The 460-nt window shown below is 74.1% G+C and carries 1 protein-coding gene; it reads left to right on the top strand.

Annotated features, from left to right (window positions below):
* A partial coding sequence (locus GVL50_RS28485; RefSeq protein WP_256672027.1) for an OB-fold nucleic acid binding domain-containing protein occupies window positions 1-390 on the top strand: 390 nt, incomplete at its 5' end.
* Window positions 391-460 lie beyond the last annotated feature (70 nt).

Here is a 460-nt window from a genome sequence, read left to right as displayed (position 1 = left end):
GCGCTGCTGCGCGAACGCATGGAGCGCTGGCGCATCCTGAGCGCCCAGGCGCTGCAGGCCGTGCCGCACGGCCGGCGCGTGCGCGCCTGCGGCCTCGTCACCGTGCGCCAGCGGCCGGGCTCGGCCAAGGGCACGATGTTCGTCACGCTGGAGGACGAGACCGGGCCCGTGAACGTGATCGTCTGGCCTTCGCTCGTCGAGACCTGGCGCAACCCGCTCCTGCGTTCGCGCCTGCTGGCCGTGGAGGGCACCTGGCAGTGCCACTGCCCCGACGGCGCCGGCCCCGGGGCCGCGGTGGTGCGGCACCTGGTGCTGCAGCGCTGCAGGGACCTGACCCCGATGCTGGGCCGGCTGGCCCCGGCGCTGGAGGGCAGCCGGGATTTCCACTGAGAGCGGCTCACACGACCCTTCTGATGCGGTCCCTCGCCAGAACCGCTTCGCCAGGGCGTGTGGGCCGCTT

Origin of the sequence: Pseudomonas sp. 18058, assembly GCF_902706155.1 — a bacterium.
In the GTDB taxonomy this organism is placed as follows: Bacteria; Pseudomonadota; Gammaproteobacteria; order Pseudomonadales; family Pseudomonadaceae; genus Aquipseudomonas; species Aquipseudomonas rustica.
Note: the sequence above shows the minus strand (reverse complement) of the source record. Positions and strands in the feature narration are given on the sequence as shown.